The sequence below is a fragment of the Fibrella musci genome, from assembly GCF_041321105.1.
GTDB classification, from domain to species: Bacteria; Bacteroidota; Bacteroidia; order Cytophagales; family Spirosomataceae; genus Fibrella; species Fibrella musci.
Genome location: NZ_JBGGWD010000001.1, coordinates 159,576 through 175,284, shown reverse-complemented (window position 1 = coordinate 175,284; position 15,709 = coordinate 159,576). Strand labels below are relative to the sequence as shown.

The 15,709-nt window shown below is 54.2% G+C and carries 17 protein-coding genes; 10 read left to right on the top strand and 7 right to left on the bottom strand.

Annotated elements, in window-relative coordinates; genetic code table 11:
* The first annotated feature begins 182 nt into the window (after positions 1-182).
* Positions 183-860, top strand: a complete 678-nt coding sequence (locus ACAW74_RS00755; protein ID WP_370696273.1) for an outer membrane beta-barrel protein — start codon at positions 183-185, stop codon at positions 858-860.
* Between the two features lie 97 nt (positions 861-957).
* On the opposite strand, the gene ACAW74_RS00750 is transcribed toward ACAW74_RS00755, so the two are convergent.
* Positions 958-1,371 carry a LytR/AlgR family response regulator transcription factor gene (locus ACAW74_RS00750; protein ID WP_041257945.1) on the bottom strand — a complete coding sequence of 138 codons (414 nt, stop codon included), beginning with the start codon at positions 1,369-1,371 and terminating at the stop codon, positions 958-960.
* A 310-nt stretch (positions 1,372-1,681) separates the two neighbouring features.
* Complete coding sequence (locus ACAW74_RS00745; protein WP_015332245.1) at positions 1,682-2,113, bottom strand: LytR/AlgR family response regulator transcription factor; 432 nt, start codon at positions 2,111-2,113, stop codon at positions 1,682-1,684.
* Between the two features lie 180 nt (positions 2,114-2,293).
* Between ACAW74_RS00745 and guaA the strand changes: the two genes are divergently transcribed.
* The 6 genes from guaA (at position 2,294) to ACAW74_RS00715 (ending at position 8,281) form a co-directional block, all read left to right on the top strand.
* Positions 2,294-3,826 carry a glutamine-hydrolyzing GMP synthase gene (guaA, locus tag ACAW74_RS00740; RefSeq protein WP_370696272.1) on the top strand — a complete coding sequence of 511 codons (1,533 nt, stop codon included), beginning with the start codon at positions 2,294-2,296 and terminating at the stop codon, positions 3,824-3,826.
* 228 nt (positions 3,827-4,054) lie between these two features.
* The gene (locus ACAW74_RS00735) at positions 4,055-4,498 is read left to right on the top strand and encodes a nuclear transport factor 2 family protein (protein ID WP_370696271.1); all 444 of its coding nucleotides are present in this window, start codon (positions 4,055-4,057) and stop codon (positions 4,496-4,498) included.
* A gap of 65 nt (positions 4,499-4,563) precedes the next feature.
* Positions 4,564-5,547 (top strand): tryptophan--tRNA ligase, encoded by a 984-nt coding sequence (trpS, locus tag ACAW74_RS00730; protein WP_370696270.1) that lies wholly within the window; start codon positions 4,564-4,566, stop codon positions 5,545-5,547.
* Between the two features lie 48 nt (positions 5,548-5,595).
* Complete coding sequence (deoC, locus tag ACAW74_RS00725; RefSeq protein ID WP_370696269.1) at positions 5,596-6,369, top strand: deoxyribose-phosphate aldolase; 774 nt, start codon at positions 5,596-5,598, stop codon at positions 6,367-6,369.
* Positions 6,370-6,426: 57 nt separating this feature from the next.
* On the top strand, positions 6,427-7,338 hold the full coding sequence (locus ACAW74_RS00720; RefSeq protein WP_370696268.1) for a sugar phosphate isomerase/epimerase family protein: 912 nt from the start codon (positions 6,427-6,429) through the stop codon (positions 7,336-7,338).
* Between the two features lie 34 nt (positions 7,339-7,372).
* Positions 7,373-8,281: an ABC transporter substrate-binding protein gene (locus tag ACAW74_RS00715; RefSeq protein WP_370696267.1), complete on the top strand. Its 909-nt coding sequence runs from the start codon at positions 7,373-7,375 to the stop codon at positions 8,279-8,281.
* A 6-nt stretch (positions 8,282-8,287) separates the two neighbouring features.
* Here ACAW74_RS00715 and ACAW74_RS00710 read toward each other — a convergent pair whose 3' ends face one another.
* The gene (locus tag ACAW74_RS00710; RefSeq protein WP_370696266.1) at positions 8,288-9,319 is read right to left on the bottom strand and encodes a lipid A deacylase LpxR family protein; all 1,032 of its coding nucleotides are present in this window, start codon (positions 9,317-9,319) and stop codon (positions 8,288-8,290) included.
* A gap of 115 nt (positions 9,320-9,434) precedes the next feature.
* Positions 9,435-10,436, bottom strand: a complete 1,002-nt coding sequence (locus tag ACAW74_RS00705) for a M48 family metallopeptidase (protein WP_370696265.1) — start codon at positions 10,434-10,436, stop codon at positions 9,435-9,437.
* A gap of 177 nt (positions 10,437-10,613) precedes the next feature.
* On the opposite strand from ACAW74_RS00705, the gene ACAW74_RS00700 reads away from it, so the two are divergent.
* Both ACAW74_RS00700 and ACAW74_RS00695 read left to right on the top strand, forming a co-directional pair.
* Positions 10,614-11,189 (top strand): phosphatase PAP2 family protein, encoded by a 576-nt coding sequence (locus tag ACAW74_RS00700; RefSeq protein ID WP_370696264.1) that lies wholly within the window; start codon positions 10,614-10,616, stop codon positions 11,187-11,189.
* A gap of 23 nt (positions 11,190-11,212) precedes the next feature.
* Positions 11,213-11,947, top strand: coding sequence for a hypothetical protein (locus ACAW74_RS00695; protein ID WP_370696263.1), 735 nt, complete (start codon positions 11,213-11,215; stop codon positions 11,945-11,947).
* Here the strand turns inward: ACAW74_RS00695 and ACAW74_RS00690 are convergent.
* Positions 11,904-12,581: a class I SAM-dependent methyltransferase gene (locus tag ACAW74_RS00690; RefSeq protein ID WP_370696262.1), complete on the bottom strand. Its 678-nt coding sequence runs from the start codon at positions 12,579-12,581 to the stop codon at positions 11,904-11,906. The two genes, ACAW74_RS00695 and ACAW74_RS00690, sit on opposite strands and share 44 nt — an antisense overlap.
* 171 nt (positions 12,582-12,752) lie before the next feature.
* Between ACAW74_RS00690 and ACAW74_RS00685 the strand changes: the two genes are divergently transcribed.
* A complete protein-coding gene (locus ACAW74_RS00685) occupies positions 12,753-12,923 on the top strand; it encodes a hypothetical protein (RefSeq protein WP_370696261.1) in 171 nt (56 codons plus the stop codon).
* 1 nt (position 12,924) lies between these two features.
* Here the strand turns inward: ACAW74_RS00685 and ACAW74_RS00680 are convergent, their stop codons facing one another.
* The gene (locus ACAW74_RS00680) at positions 12,925-13,413 is read right to left on the bottom strand and encodes a metallophosphoesterase family protein (RefSeq protein ID WP_370696260.1); all 489 of its coding nucleotides are present in this window, start codon (positions 13,411-13,413) and stop codon (positions 12,925-12,927) included.
* A gap of 116 nt (positions 13,414-13,529) precedes the next feature.
* Positions 13,530-15,221 (bottom strand): fatty acid--CoA ligase, encoded by a 1,692-nt coding sequence (locus ACAW74_RS00675; RefSeq protein WP_370696259.1) that lies wholly within the window; start codon positions 15,219-15,221, stop codon positions 13,530-13,532.
* Positions 15,222-15,709: the final 488 nt, after the last annotated feature.

The following is a 15,709-nucleotide window of genomic DNA, read 5'->3' as shown; positions in this document are numbered from 1 at the left end:
GAACCGAAAAAAGCACCAGAGAAACGGGAGAGAGGCGGTCATGAACGCCCTGTTTCCGCTGATCGGGCAGTACCATTTACTCATTGAAATAACGCCGTTGGCTCAGAAAAAGTTGATTTCTGAGGCGTTTTCGGCCGTTTTCTCGTTAAACCCGTATGACTATGCTACAGGCAACTTCATTCATGAAAAAAACATTGCTGGGCCTTGCCCTCGTCTGTTTTCCCCTATTTACGTTCGCCCAGGGTGGCGGTTTTCAGATTGGTATCAAAGGCGGTATTAACCTGTCGCGGCTCACGTTGGGTAACTTTGTTAGTGCTGGTACGAACTCCAATGGCTCGCCCAACGTGAACGTTGATGGGCAAACCTTCCGGGACAATATCAACGCGAGCCTGAACAGCCGTACAGGTACGTCGTTTGGTATTTATACCCGCTTCGGTAACAACCTATTCATTCAGCCCGAACTGCTTTACACCACGATCGAAGGGCAACTGGATATCACCCGCAACGGACAGACTGAAAATGTGACGGTGAAGACCACGAGCTTCGACGTACCGGTGCTGCTGGGTCTGAAAGGCGGCCCGCTCCGCTTCGTGGTTGGGCCAATGGCTTCATTCCGGATCGACAACAATGCCGGTTTGGGCGATGCCATTCGGCAGTACAGTAACAACAGCTTCAGTGACGCCTGGTCGAAAGCGTATTACAGCTATCAGATCGGCGGCGGTCTCGACTTGGGCAAGCTCGGTCTGGATGCCCGTTACATCGGCAACCTTTCCGACGTGGTACAGGTCAACACCAACAACGGAAGCTTCGGTCAACGGTCGAAATCGTGGCAGATCACGCTGGCTTACCGGCTGTTTTAATGTTTCGTTGACGTACTTCATTAAAAAACCCATCTGCATAGCGGATGGGTTTTTTAATGAAGTAAGGAATTGGAGTGGATGAATAGGAGGCAGTGGGCTAGTTGAGCCACTGTTGGTATTGGTTCATCATGGCCGTGATTTCACGCATCCGCCGGCGCGACACTGTGACTTCCCGGTTATCGGCCATCCGCACGATACGGTCACGGGCAAACACGCCGTGTTGCACGTAGGCCAGGTTGATAATATTTGATTTATGGATGCGAATAAAAATGGCGGGGTCGAGTGTTTTTTCAAACTCTTTCAAGGTCTTTGACACCAGGTATTTGCGCCGGTCGCGGGTGTGGATAAACGTGTAGTTGCCTTCCCCTTCCAGACAAACGATGTCATCAATAGATACCATCACAGTACGGTTCAGGTAAGGAAGCGCAATGCGCTGTGTGTTGCGCTGATACGAGGCCGGGTAGTGAGGTGTAACTACCGATGTGGCAGGGGCTGAAAATGTAGCATCCATACTAATCTGAGCGTTTAGATAACAGGTTTCTATTGCTTTGGAATAGGTCAAAATTACAAGCAAATTGCCGCTCGCTAAAAACTGCATTGGTTGTAGTAACATGGATGTTGTATTTCAATTAATTGATAATCAACTATTTGGCAAAATTATGGTGTGTTTTTTCAGGTGTATCCCCCTTACCGATCACGTAGAACTACGTGCTCTTTATCCAACGGTAGATTCGGTGCTGATGCGCAAAAAACCGGACCCGAATAGCGTTTAAACTACTCGAATCCGGTTAACAAATTGTTTATCGGCTCAGAAGCGAAAATTAGCTCACCAAAGCGGGGCTGAACTCGCGGATCCGATCGACGAACATCTGAGCCCGCCGCCGTGAAATCTTTACCTGTTGGCCATCGGCTAATTCGAGCTCGCCTTCTTTTTTAACGAAGAATTTGCGGACGAAACCGAGGTTAACGATACACGATTTGTGAACGCGCACAAAGGCTTGGCCATCGAGCAGCGTTTCGTATTCTTTAAGAGTGCGCGACACCAACATTTTGGTGCCGTCTTTCAGGTAGAAATTGGTGTAGTTACCAGAACCTTCTAACCGTACAATTTCATCGACAGCTACCGTACGTTTCCGATCGAAAAAGGGAATAAGAAGCTTTTGGTTGTTGGCCGAGGGGGAATTTTTTTCCACAGTTTTGTGGAAGGGTAGCGACAGCGCATCGAAGAAAGATTCGGACGTCATGATTTTCATTCGGTTTGAGTGAGACGAAAATTAAAGGGTTGCCGTTGGTTATCAGGCTAGTTAGCTGCTCACTGCCGATGCAGATGAATGGGTAGTGAGCAACCTACTACCTATATACGTTTCAATAATTAAGCCCTAATTCGACGCAACGGGCAAAATGCCGTAGTTTTGTGCTTTGTAAAGCTGACCATGGCTACCGAACAAATTCTGATTCTTGATTTCGGTTCGCAGTTTACCCAACTCATCGCCCGCCGGGTGCGCGAACTGAATGTGTACTGCGAAATTCATCCGTACAACAACATTCCTCCCATCTCGCCCGACGTCAAGGGCGTTATTCTGTCAGGCAGTCCCTGCTCCGTTCGGGACGCCGACTCACCCACTGTTCATTTGGCTGCGTTTCGGCACCGGCTACCGCTTCTGGGCGTTTGCTACGGGGCCCAACTGCTGGCACACAGCAGCGGCGGTGAGGTGCAGCCCTCGGCTATTCGTGAATATGGCCGGGCTCGTCTGAATGCCGTTGATGGCCAGAATCGGCTGTTGCAGGGCATTGACCTGCAATCGCAGGTGTGGATGTCGCACGGCGATACCATCACGCAACTGCCAGAGGCATTCGATGTCATTGCCTCAACCGACACGGTACGGGTAGCGGCGTTTCAGGCGCACGGCGAAGAAACCTACGGCATTCAGTTCCACCCTGAAGTCACGCACTCGCTACAGGGGAAGCAGTTGCTGAAAAACTTCGTGGTCGATATTTGCGGCTGTAGCCAGAACTGGACCGCCGACTCCTTTGTCGACACGACGGTAGCTGGCCTGAAGGAGAAACTCGGCGACGATAAAGTTGTGCTGGGGCTGTCGGGCGGGGTCGACTCGTCGGTGGCGGCCATGCTGATCCACCGCGCCATCGGCAAGAACCTGTACTGTATTTTTGTCGACAACGGTTTGCTACGAAAAGACGAGTTTAACGGCGTACTGGAAAGCTACAAAACGCTGGGTCTGAACGTAAAAGGTGTCGACGCCAAAGAGCAGTTCTATACGGCGCTGGCGGGCCTCACCGACCCGGAAGCCAAGCGGAAAGCCATCGGCAAGACATTTATTGATGTGTTTGATCAGGAAGCACATCGGATTGAAGACGTCAGCTGGCTGGGCCAAGGCACTATTTACCCCGACGTGATTGAGTCGGTATCGGTGAAAGGGCCATCGGCAACCATCAAATCCCACCATAACGTGGGGGGCTTGCCCGACTTCATGAAGCTGAAGGTGGTGGAGCCGCTGAACACATTATTTAAAGACGAGGTCCGGGCCGTTGGCCGGTCGATGGGCTTGCCAGAGTTCATTCTGGGTCGGCATCCATTTCCCGGTCCTGGCTTGGCCATTCGGATTCTGGGCGACATCACCCCGGAGAAAGTGCAGATTTTGCAGGAAGTGGATGCGCTGTTTATCGACGGGCTGCGCCGCGAAGGGCTTTACGATCAGGTCTGGCAGGCGGGCGCGATCCTGCTCCCGATTCAGAGCGTGGGCGTGATGGGCGACGAACGTACCTACGAGCGTGTGGTGGCACTGCGGGCCGTCACAAGCGTTGATGGCATGACTGCCGACTGGGCGCACCTGCCCTACACCTTCCTGGCCGACATCTCCAACGAAATCATTAACAAAGTAAAAGGCGTTAACCGCGTCGTCTACGACATTTCGAGTAAGCCACCCGCTACCATCGAGTGGGAGTAAGCTGCTCAATGGGTACTGACCCGCTACGGTTACCGTAGCGGGTTTTTTGTGTGTTTTTGACAGGTGCTAGCTGTTGGCCAAGGAGTACTTTTCAGCGCGAGCAACGTATGGACGCGGCATTGGCAAGGCACGAAGGTTCAAGAGTCAATTTGTGCGGCAGTTTGGCGTGTCTGAATTGTATTCGTGACGAACTTGTGCTTCGTCTCATTCCCTAAAATCCCCCAACTCATGCACACACGTCTTTCCTTATTTTTCTGGCTGCTGTTTCTCGGTACGTTGCTGCCGGGGCTGGCCCAGTCGCCTTTACATGAACAGTTGAGAACCTTGGATCAGCAGCGCTTCAGGGCCCAAATAAACAAAGACAGCCTAACGCTGAGCGCGTTACTGGCCGACAGCCTCCTCTACACGCATTCCAACGGTATAGCCGAAACCAAGCCCCAATACATCCGGGGTATTCTGAGCGGAAAATGGGATTACCGCGCTACGGAGGTGGAATCGGCAACGGTACGATTGTTCGGCCCGACGGCGATTCTGACCGGCCGGGTACGTATGACTGTGATCATCGACGGAAAACCGACGCCGCTTTACATGGCTTATACCGACGTGTGGCACCGGACGGGCAAAAAACGCTGGCAACTGGTGTCGTGGGCAGCGAGCCGGTTGGCGAACTAATCGTAGAACGTACCTGCGCGTATTATTCGTCGTACATTGTCCATCCTCTACTAATTTCGCGGCTTATGGCACGTATTTTAACCGGTATCCAGAGTAGCGGTCGGCCGCATCTGGGTAACATTTTAGGGGCTATTCTGCCCGCGATCAACTTGTCCAAAGAGGTTGACAATGAGTCGTTTCTGTTCATTGCTGACCTTCATTCACTTACAACTCTACGTGATGGCAACGCCCGCCGTGAGTATGTTCGCGCCATTGCCGCCACCTGGCTGGCATTTGGTTACGATACAGTTAAAAACACAATGTGGCGGCAATCGCGGGTGGTTGAGCACAGCGAATTGTATTGGTATCTGACTTGTTTCACGCCCACGCCGATGCTCGAAAACGCTACGTCGTTCAAAGACAAGGTTGAGAAACTGGGCAAACCGGCGGTGAGTGCGGGCTTGTTTACGTACCCGGTGTTGCAGGCCGCGGATATCCTGCTGTACGACGCCAACCTGGTGCCGGTGGGAAAAGATCAGCGGCAGCACCTCGAAATGACCCGCGATATCGCCTCGGCAGTCAATAACCAGTATGGTTCAGAGGTGTTTGTGTTGCCCGAAGCCCGCATCGACGAGCGCATTATGACCATTCCGGGCATCGATGGGGCTAAGATGAGTAAGTCGTACAACAACTACATCGACATCTTCCAGCCGACCAACGAACTCTACAAGGTGGTCAAAAAGATTAAATCAGACTCGACGCCGCTGGAAGAGCCTAAAAACCCCGATACCGACATCACGTTTCAGCTCTACACGCTGATGGCGACGGAGGAGCAAACGGCCGAGATGCGCCGTAAGTACGAGGCGGGCGGTTACGGATACGGGCACGCGAAAAAAGAACTGTATGAATTGCTCATCGAACGCTTTGCGACCGAGCGCGAACGCTTTGCCGAGCTTATGGAAGAGGGCAACGACGAACTGGAACGGGAACTGACCGCCGGTGAAGAAAAAGCCCGGGCCGTGGCCAGTCAGACGATTCAGCGCGTGCGGTCGGTGATGGGCTATCAATAGCGTTGTGCTCACAACTAGTACGCTTGACCTTACCTTGCCAACAATCCCATGTCTGCCAACACAACCTTACTGCGCGAGATCGCCAAGATGATCGACCACTCGCTGCTGCATCCAACGCTGACCGACGCCGAACTGCGCGACGGCTGCGCCGTTGCCCTGAAATACGATGTCGCGTCGGTTTGTATCAAACCCTACGCCGTGCCGCTGGCAGCCGAACTGCTTGCTGGTTCGGATGTGCTGGTGGGCACTGTCATCGGGTTTCCGGCGGGCAATTCAACCACCGCCGTGAAAGTGGCCGAAACCATTCAGGCGTGCCGGGATGGAGCGGTCGAAATCGACATGGTCATCAATATCGGTAAGGCACTGGGCGGCGACTGGGACTACGTAAAGGCGGAAATTGCGGCTGTGCATGCGGCCTGCCGGGCCAATGGCGCCATTCTGAAAGTCATTTTCGAGAATGATTACCTGATCCGGCCCGAGCTGATCGCCAAGCTCACGCAACTTTGCACGGAGGTGGGCGTGGAATTTGTGAAAACGTCCACGGGCTACGGGTTTGTGAAAGGACCGGATGGCACGTACAGCTACGAAGGCGCTACGTTACCCCACCTGCGGGTGATGCTCGACAACGCCGGTCCGGACGTTCAGGTGAAGGCGGCCGGCGGCGTTCGCACGCTCGATGGCCTGCTGGAAGTCAAGGCGATGGGGGTGGCCAGATTGGGGGCATCGGCCACGGCCGCCATCATGGAGGAAGCCTACCGGCGATTTGGCGCGGTATCGCCCGACGAACCATTGGAAAACATACCCGAAGGTAAAGGCTATTAACCTATGCGATTGGTTGGCGAACTGGTTTAGTTTTGCGCCACACGACTCGAAAATCCTATGCTCGATCTTGGCTTTGTGTCCGCAATACTGGCGGATAATGACCTGAATTCAACCCTGAAATTCGCTTCTGAATACGGCTTCAAATGTGTGGAGGTGATGTGCTGGCCCACTGGTAATGCCGATGCCCGCCGGTATGCTGGCGTAACGCATATCGACGTCGATAATCTGGATGTAGCTCATATTCAAGGCCTTTGTCAGCAATATGGGGTCTATATTTCCGGTTTGGGCTATTACCCCAATCCACTCGACCCCGATGCCGAGCAGGCTGAGTTCTACCGTGAGCACATCAAAAAAATCATCCGGGCGGCAGCCAAACTGAACGTACCTGTCGTCAATACATTCATCGGCCGGCATCCGTCGCTCAACGTGCGGGACAACCTCAAACTGGTAGCCGAACATTGGCCGGCCATTGTACGGGAAGCCGAAGAAAACAACGTGAAGATCGGCATCGAAAACTGCCCCATGTGGTTCACCAACGATGAGTGGCCCGGCGGCAAAAATTTGATGACGACACCCGCCATCTGGGATGAGGTATTCAAGATTATACCCTCACGCGTGCTGGGTCTCAACTACGATCCGAGCCACGCCATCTGGCAGATGATGAATGAAGTGAAGCCCATTTATGACTACCGCGACCGGCTGCATCACATTCACCTGAAGGACGTAAAGCTTTACCGCGATCGCCTCGACCGGGTCGGGATCATGGCCAATCCACTCGAATACCACTCACCCAAACTCCCTGGTCTGGGCGACGTACGCTGGCGTGATTTCTTCGCTGCCTTGACCGATGTGCGCTACCGAGGCCCGGTTTGCATCGAGGTAGAGGATAAAGCCTACGAGGGTAGCCCCGACGACGTCCGGTCGGCTATTCTGACGGCTCGTAACTACCTGGGCCAGTTCCTGGCGTAACTTCTCTCAGTAACCAACTCAACGATAATTAGTTATGGATAACCTACGCGTGGCGCTCGACTGGACGCCCAATACGAATCATACCGGCTTCTATGTAGCGTCGGAATTGGGCTATTATGCCGACAACGGCCTCGATGTGGCTCTGTTGACACCCGAACAAGACGATTACCTGATCACACCGGCCAAGAAACTGGAGTTGGGGCAGGCCGACGTGGCACTGGCACCTTTCGAGAGTGTGATTAGCCTGAACACCAAAGCCAATCCGTTGCGGGTCTCGGCCATTGCGGCCTTGCTGCGTGAGGACATCAGCGCCATCGTAGCCCTTTCGGCCAACACGATCAAGCGCCCCCGCGAACTCGATGGTCGGATCTACGCCTCTTACAAAGCCCGTTACGAAGATGCTATCGTGAAGCAAATGATCATCAACGACGGCGGACAGGGTGACCTGACGATCACGTACCCCGATAAGCTCGGTATCTGGAATACGCTACTAAATGGTAGCGCCGACGCCACCTGGATTTTCGATAACTGGGAGGGCGTGGAGGCCGAAAATCAGGGCGTTGGCCTGACGAAGTTTCGGCTCGCCGACTATGGAATTCCGTATGGGTATTCGCCCGTGCTATTCACGACACGCGAGCAGATCGGCACCAACGCCGATACTTATCGTCGCTTTCTGAGCGCCACTAAACGAGGGTTCCTGTATGCCGCTGCCAACGTACCTGAGAGCGCGGCTCTTCTTGCCCGCCACGTACCTGAGCGCGACCGTACGGCCATTGATCTGGCAAAAAGCCAGGCCTACACCGCGGCGTATTATGGCGACGAAACCAACTGGGGACAAATGGAGGCTGGGCGCGTTAGCCAGTTTGTCGACTGGTTGAAAAAACACGGGCTGGAAACGCAGCAACTCGACGTAAATAGCTTGTTTACCAACGAGTTGCTGTAGATGCTTCTACTGTCCCACGCGTATTAGTAGAGACAGGTGACCCCACTGATCGACCAGGGCGCCAACAAATTCGGCTGTGCGGAGGTGTTGAATGAAGGCGAGTTGTACGTTCTTGCTGCCAATCACCCCCCCCACATCCAGTTGCCCCAGAAAATGCTGCAACTCAACGGCGGGTAGGGCGTAGTAGTTTTTAGACCCGTTTAGCCAGCCGCCCTGCATCAGCGCATTGTCGAGTACGGCCCGGAACCCGACTCGAACGAATGCGTAACACTGAAACCGGCGCGATGATACGTACCCAGCGTCATGCATACCCGTCGGATGCTGAAAATAATCATTGGCCAGCCCGATGCGAAGGGTACCACCCATGCCGGCGGCGTTTGTCAGGGTACCAATGGTGCCTTCTACATCGGTGATGACATCAAACACCGACGAAAAGCGTGGAATGCTCCGGCCTTCGTACCGGACGGAATAGCTAACCATCGGGTCGTTTTTGATTTGCGCACCCCAGCCAACAGGCACGGGTTGCTTCAGCAGCGTGTGGATACCCTCCTGTAGCTCGGCTGCGCCCGAGAGGGGACCAATCACGCCGAGAGTCAGTGCTGAACTTAGCCGCCGCCCGCCTGTTGGGTCGGTGGTTGTAAGACCCCACGATAGATAGAGGTAACCTGCATACGGACGATCGTTGGGGTAGAGGGGGCGCCGTACCGTTTTAGTGTCACGGGGCGTGTAGATGTCCTGCCCGGCCGTAAACGTGTAAAGAGGTGTATAAACCCGGTTTTCTTTAGCCGCCAGCCTGAGCAGCGCCAGCCGGGTAGGCCACTTCTGCCAGTAGTTACTCAGGTGGGTAACCCGGATTCCGTTGCTGTAATAGCGATCTGAAACGCTGCGCTGGTGCACCTGAAAGGCGTCGTTTTCCCAGTCGAGTTGAACAAAGGCGCCCACTGGCCGGGCTAAATGAACAGGAGCAATGCTACTGCTATCTTGAGAAAATGTTGTAGAAAAGCGGCAAACCAATAGAATAAGCAGGAAAAAGCGCATATAACGTTGGCAGGAAACGGTCGTGCTGCAAAGGTAAACCGGCTTGCCCTGCGCCCGTCATCATATGACTAATAAGTGGGCGAGCGCATCAACGGCAGCCGCCCACCTATCACCCCTAATCGCTCTTCTTCCCGAATCCACCAAACGATTTCAGGCCTGCCGACAGGGAGTTGCCTAGTGTAGTCGCTGCTTTCTGGGCGGCGTTTGGTTGGGCCGCACCCGGTTCGGCAGGGGCCGCCGGGTCGACTACGGCGACGGGGAGGGCTACCTGTTTCTGGTAATCACCCGCCAGAATTTTCTTGTAGTGATCAGAGTCAGCCCAGTTCAGAATTTCCTTCACGCGCAACACAGTGTAGGGGTGCGTTTGCTTGAGCATCGACTGCACCTTGATGAACTTCGCCATCCAGCTATCGTCGACGTATTCTTCAAACGTATTAGCCTGCTGCTGAATAGCTTCTACACTGATCGGGTCGCTGAGAGTTTTGGAGTAACCCGCGATTTTTCCCAGCGCCTCCGCCACCGCCGTGGCATCCTGCGTAGCGAGCAACGCTGCCCGGTCGGCCGAAAACTCGGCGCGGCGGCTCCATTCCAGCAGGGCAAGCTGCACGCTGATGTCGAGAGCGGAGTTGAATGGGGGTGGGATCATCCCCGTTACCGACCCGCCGAAGTATCGGATGAAATACGTAAACGTATTGTAAAACATGTGGTCGCACTTCACGTGGCCCAGTTCGTGGCCGATGATCGTCATCGTTTCGCGCTCGGTCAGGATGTCAAGCAGCCCCGAGTTGATCTTGATCGTGAACCGGTCGATACCGCTGGCAAAGGCATTGATTTCGTCAATCGTTTCAATGTACAGATCGGGTAATTTCTGGATAGACAAGGCCTCTGCGGTTCGTTTGTAAGCCTTGAAAAGCGAAGGATACTGCGTTTCGCTCACCTGAATGCACGACGAACTGTTGTAGTAGTGCATTGAATGCTCCACGTAGGCATTGAGTGTGCCGATGATTGACCGAAACTTATCGATCCCCTTGAGCAGACCGGTGGCGTCGCGGTCGAGGGGGTGTTGAAATTCGGTGGCGGCCAGATCAGGAAACGAAAGCAGGTTTTCGCGGAGCATGTGCGGAGATAACTAAGTGGTTAGACGTTCGGAAAGTGACCAAAAGTATGGTTTCGACCAGGTTGTTTGTAACCATTGGCTAAAAGCACGTGATTTTCGGAGTGCTCGCAACGTAACTCGTCGTGAACGGCAGAACGCACGTACCGGATATGGCCGCATGTTGTATTTTTGCCGCCCATGCGCCAAACGCTCAATCAACTCGACACGGACCTTTTTCTCTGGCTAAACAGCCTCCATGCTCCCTGGCTCGACCCGCTGATGGTGCTGGCAACCGAGCGAAATACCTGGATTCCGTTTTACGTACTGCTGATTGGCTGGCTGGCCTGGCGTTATGGAAAAGCCGCCATCGGTCTGGTGGTTACGCTGGCTGTCAGCGTGGCTATCAGCGATCAGGTCTGTTCGTCGGTGCTGAAGCCCCTTACCCTGCGGCTGCGGCCCTGCCACGAAGCCACGGTGCAGGCACTCATGCATCCTGTGTTGCCTTGTGGTGGGCTGTATGGGTTTGCCTCGTCGCACGCCGCCAACACCTTTGCGCTGGCTATGGGCCTTTGGTTATTGATTGGCCGAACGTACCCAGCCCTGCGCTGGCTATTTTTGTGGGCCGTTTTGGTTACCTATAGCCGGGTGTATGTAGGGGCTCACTATCCGCTCGATGTACTCGCGGGAGCGGGCATTGGTACACTCGCTGCCTGGGGATGCGTTCGGGTTTATACGGCCATTCAAACCCGTCGGCAAACCAATCCCCGTCGGTAATCGCCACCTTATTCTGTCTACCTATGTCATTTTCATCGCTTCTCGTTCGGTTCCAGTCGGCTGGCATGATTCCGCCGCCCTATACCCATTTTTACACGCTATTGGCCAAACCGGTGGGTAACCGGCTATCGGTCGAATTTGCCATTACCTACACCGATCGGGAAGAGCTTGACGAAGAAGACATTACGGGCGAAGGCTTTACGCTCAACGATGATTTTTCGTGGTCGGGGCAGTTGGGTGAAGCCTGGTTGCCTATTCTCCGGAAGTTACTCGACCAAACGAAGCTTGACTCGTTCAATGAAGCCGATCTGGGCGAGCAGGACGATTTTGTGGAGGTAACCATCGAACCCAGCGGCGGCACGCCCAGCCCTGGTACGCCCACCGACCCCGAGCCCTTCCTGTATGCCATTCAGGAGCTGATTCAGGCGATCTATGAGGCAGGTGGAAAAGAAAAACCCTTCGAACTGATCTATCTGAACTACAACCGCGCGGGCGACCTGGAACTCCGGTTAAACGCTTCCTTTGCGGAACGCTCGGTACGACTAATGCGCTACCAGAACCGGCAGGAGAAAACCCGACAATTGCCCTGGGAAACGCTGCAACAGGTCATGAGTACCATTTACGCCTACGATTATAATCCCGAAGACAGCCTGCCCCGCCCGCCTAAACGCGACGGACAATACCTTAATCTGGGGGGCGACGAGTGGTATGACGTTACGCCGCTGACGGCGGTGCAGAAAGCGCTGGAGCAACTGTAACGATACGTACCCAGCGCCCGGCCCGCAGTAGCCCGCGCCCAAACGTTTGCGGTTGCTCGGCTACCAGTCCCAGTTGGGTCAGCACGGCAGACCAGTTGGGGAGGCGCCGCACCGGAATCCCGGCAACGAACCTGAAGAAGGTAATCATCGTGCCCATCAGGGCCCGTTGTTGCCAGGTACGTGGCTGATCAAAATCGCAGACATACAGGGCGCCACCGGGACGTAGGACCGCCAGTAGCCGCGGTAGTAGCTGAGCCTGCAAGGTAGGTTCGGGGTAAAGATCGAGCACAAACGGCAACAGGATGGCGTCGAACTGATCGGTTGGCTCAAGTGAAGCCTCCGTACCGTGCCGAAACTCGACGGTCAGGGCCTCGGGTACGTGCTGTTGCGCCCGTTTCAGCATGGCCGCCGAGGCCTCAAGATAAAGCAACCGCCGGGGCTGTTTGTCGGCCAGGAATTGGGGCAGCAACGTACCTGTACCACCCCCAAGAATCAGTACATCGCCCCCCGCCGGAACCAGCCACCACGCCGCCCGTTGGGCCGACAGGAGCAAGCGACCAAACACCAGTTGGGCCAGCGAATCATAAACAGGCGCGATGAAATCGAAGGTCATGAGAGGCCGAAAGTGCTTCATAATCAGATGAATCTGTTGCACTTTCCCGCTAAACGAATGGTTGCTATATGATTATGTTGTACTATTCTAATAGGAGTGAATCTTTCTAAAGTACAATCTTGTTGTGTAAGGGATAATGGGCTGCTCTGATCCGTTGATTACCGGCCTGATTGTTAACGAAATACAAACTGTATGAACTCCATTCGCACAACTGTTAAAGTAATGTATCAAACGCCGTCCGCGGCTGATTTCTGGACAAACCTGCGTGGTTCGGCTGTCGCGTTTGTCAACGCCAATGCCGATGTGTTCCGCTCACTGTCGCGCATGGGTGCGCCTTTTGGCGAAAGTATCGCGGGTCGGTAAGCTACCGCTTGCCCAATTCAATCACCTGCATGTCGCTGATGCGCCCATTGTCGAGCGTAAAGCGCAGGCAGGTTCGGATGAGATGAAACCCTGTTTTACCGGCGGCGCCGGGATTCAGGTAGAGCATATTGGCCAGCTTCGGATCGCGCTCAACTTTCAGGATGTGGGAATGCCCGCAGACAAACAACTGAGGGGGACGCTGCTGAAGTAAGGGCCGTACTACCGGGTTATAGCGCGGCGGTGCCCCACCAATGTGCGTGATCCAGACGGAGAACCCCTCTAACTCAAAGCGCAAATTGGCCGGATAATCCTGCTCGGAATCGATATTGCCCGACACAATCCGCAACGGCCGGAACGCCGCTAATTCCTGGGCAACGGCTGCTGCCCCCACGTCGCCCGCATGCCAGATTTCATCGCAGGCCGCAAAATGGGTGAACACCGCCGGGTCTAGGTAGCTATGTGTATCAGAAAGCAGGCCGATTCGGGTCATAAAAAGAAGGGAATATGGATTATGAAATATGAATTTTGAATTATGAACTATGAATTGGCTGACGCGTGCTGATCTTGCGTCAGCCATTTCATAATTCATAATCCGTATTTCATAATTCATTTTAAAATCTGGTCTTTCATTTCACTGCGGATGCGTTTCTTGTCCAGTTTCCCGACGCTGGTTTTCGGGATTTCCGGGACGAAGACGATCCGGTCCGGGATGTACCATTTATTGAGTTCGCCCTGCTCGATCCGGTGCTGAAGAGCGTCTTTGATGGCCTTTGGCTCCAATTTTCCGACAAAATCGGGTTTGAGTACAATGATGGCGTGTGGCCGCTCACCCCATTTCTCGTCGGGTAGACCCACGACGGCCACCTCGGCGATACCCTCGATCTGAGAGAGCAGGTTCTCGATCTCCAGCGACGATACCCACTCGCCACCCGTTTTGATCACGTCTTTGGTGCGGTCGGCAATCTGTACCCAATAATCGGCCGAAATGCTCGCCACGTCGCCCGTGTGCAGCCATCCGTGTTGCCAGAGGTCGTCGCTGCGGTCGGGTTCCTGCCAGTATCCCTGCGTCAGCCACGGGCCGTGTGCAACCAGCTCGCCGACGGCATGCCCGTCGTGCGGTAAAAAATTACCCGCTTCGTCCATAAGTCGTAACTCGATGAAGGGTGCCACCCGCCCCGCCCGCGTCAGCAGATCGACCTGCTGCTCAGTCGGTAGCCCGCGCTCCTGATCGTTCAGGTACGTTAGGGCCATGATTGGGGCCGTTTCCGACATCCCGTATCCCTGATATACCCGGATGCCTTTGCTGAGGGCGGCCGTAGCCAGTCCTTTCGTAAGCGCCGACCCGCCGATAATTACCTTCCAGCGGCTAAGCTGCTCGCGGAACTTGTCGGCGGCCGGGTTGCTGACCAGCATATTCAGGATGGTGGGCACGCAGTGGGAGAGGGTTACGCCTTCGCTCAGCAGTAGCTTGAGGAGTAATTCGGGTTCGTAGCGGCCGGGATACACCTGTTTGGCCCCCAGCATGGTCGCTAGGAACGGAAAACCCCACGCGTGAACGTGGAACATGGGCGTTATTGGCATGTATACGTCCGTGGGCGACTGAAACGGCACGGCTTGCAGGCCCGACACCAGCGTGCATAGCCCCATGGTGTGCATGAATAGCTGCCGGTGCGAGAAGTAAACGCCTTTGGGATGGCCCGTCGTACCGGTGGTATAGAACGTAGTCGCAATCGCGTTCTCGTCAAAATCCTCGAAGCTGAAGGTATCCGATGCCCCCGCGAGCAGGGTTTCATACTCGCCCGCCATGCCTTCAGGTACGTTGTAGTCTGCAACAGCAATGGCCGTTGACTGGTACACGTTGTCGGACAGAACGATGAATCGCTCGACGGTAGTCAGCTGCGGGCGGATGGCGTCGATGATGGGCAGGAAATCTTCGTGCACCAGCACTACCTTGTCGATCGCATGATTCATCGTGTACAAGATCTGGAAGGGCGAGAGGCGCACGTTGATCGTATGCAACACCGCGCCGAGGCAGGGGATGGCGAAGAAGGCTTCCAGATACCGGTGACTATCCCAGTCCATTACGGCCACTGTGTCGCCCGGCTGAACGCCCGCTTCCGTGAGGACGTTGGCCAACCGCCTCACTCGCTCGTTGAACGTCCGGTAATTCATCCGGAACAGATCGCGGTAGACAATTTCGCGGTCGGGCTCATACCGGCTCGATTGCTGTAAGAGCGTTTTCAGTAATAAAGCGGGCTCATGGGCCGTGTTGGCTCGGGGGATTAGTCGAATTGACATAGGAATAGACGAATGGGGTACAGACTGGTTTTGTTTAAAGCAAAATAAACAAGAGTTGTTTCGTTCGGTTATCGGCTGTAGAAAACGTGGAAAAAAGTACACACCTTGGGTATGATTTGTAGACTAAGTTCTACAAAATGGGTGTAGACAACTTATTCAGTTAAAGGCATTATTACCTCACATGTTAGTAAACGTATCATATACCCGAGTATTTTTTGTCTAAATCGTCCAATAAACTATCATATTTTCAAACCGGATAGCTGTTGGCCTTTTATTTGCCTTTAACAGAGCATACGCTACACGCTTTATCCAACTTTTTTATGTTCATCTTTGACCTTCTGACCGGTTTTGAGTCAACATAGTACGTGGTGGGGTTTACCATCACGAGGTAGTTGCTTTTTCTAGTCAGCTATGAAGCGGACAATGAATGAGTAGCTACCGCTACGCTACGTTCCCATCAAATCCCGTACGTGATGTCTCCCGCCCCG